Below are 411 nucleotides of genomic sequence, written 5' to 3'. Positions count from 1 at the left end.
GAGGAAATATGCTAATGGTATACAAATTAAACTTCCGATGACACCAGTTCCAAGTACTTCACCGACCGCGGCCATGAATATATGTTTACGATATATGTACAACATACTAGCCAATAAAACTCCAATCATACTACCTGGAAATGCAAAAGCTGTACCAGTACCAAAAAGAACTCTTAAAATTGATGATCTAAGCCCTTGAGCTAATCCATACCAAGGACCTACTATGACCGCACTTAATACATTTACAAAATGCTGTACTGGTGCTGCCTTAACTGGTCCTAGAGGAATGATGATAATACTGCTTAATACAACATTTATTGCAATTAAAAGTGCAGTTATAGCCAGTTTTCTTGATTTCATATGATTGTTCTCCTTTTTGTTTGTAATTAATCACTATGTTTGGCTTTATTA

At 35.3% G+C, this 411-nt stretch carries 1 protein-coding gene; it reads right to left on the bottom strand.

Annotated features, from left to right (window positions below):
* On the bottom strand, positions 1 to 360 hold a 360-nt coding region (gene thiW / locus C0Z19_RS27760; RefSeq protein ID WP_102613014.1), incomplete at its 3' end, for an energy coupling factor transporter S component ThiW.
* Between the last annotated feature and the right edge of the window lie 51 nt (positions 361 to 411).

Source organism: Trinickia soli, assembly GCF_002879855.1.
GTDB lineage: Bacteria > Pseudomonadota > Gammaproteobacteria > Burkholderiales > Burkholderiaceae > Trinickia > Trinickia soli.
Note: the sequence above shows the minus strand (reverse complement) of the source record. Positions and strands in the feature narration are given on the sequence as shown.